Origin of the sequence: Vibrio sp. S9_S30, assembly GCF_014694455.1 — a bacterium.
Lineage (GTDB): Bacteria > Pseudomonadota > Gammaproteobacteria > Enterobacterales > Vibrionaceae > Vibrio.
The window spans coordinates 1-406 of the sequence record NZ_JAAUWT010000151.1; the positions used below are offsets into that span (position 1 = coordinate 1).

Annotated in this window: 1 protein-coding gene; it reads left to right on the forward strand. The window is 42.4% G+C overall.

Going from position 1 to position 406, the window contains the following annotated elements:
* Positions 1-204: 204 nt before the first annotated feature.
* The coding region (locus HC752_RS25025) for a hypothetical protein (RefSeq protein WP_238930638.1) at positions 205-406 on the forward strand (202 nt) is incomplete at its 3' end.

A 406-nucleotide genomic window follows, 5' to 3' on the forward strand; every position in this document is an offset into this window, starting at 1 on the left:
CAAACAATTCAAGCAGACCAAAAACGTGTGGCATTTTCAGTTTGCGGTGAGTTTGGTGTTTAAGGTGGTTTGCAGAAGCGGTATTTATACGTTTTTGGCTACTTAATTGAGCGTTATAGCGCTTTGAAAGTTTAAGGGTTGTAAGGTTATCGAAAATAGCTGGCTTAAAGTGCTGGAAAGTTCGATTTCTTAGTCAGCATCAAGATGGAAAATCCTCACAAGCCAAGCCGCTTTGGGATCTCATGCCAATTGGGAACGCCAGATTTTGAAGTTTGGCTTTCGGTTCGTTCTTGTAAATTCTTCGACTGGCTCGGTGTTTTGGGTATTGTGGTCTGGTTACAGCAGGTTTTGTTGTCTAAGATGTCGTTCATTGAATGCAGCCCAAATGCTTCATTGCCAAGCGAGT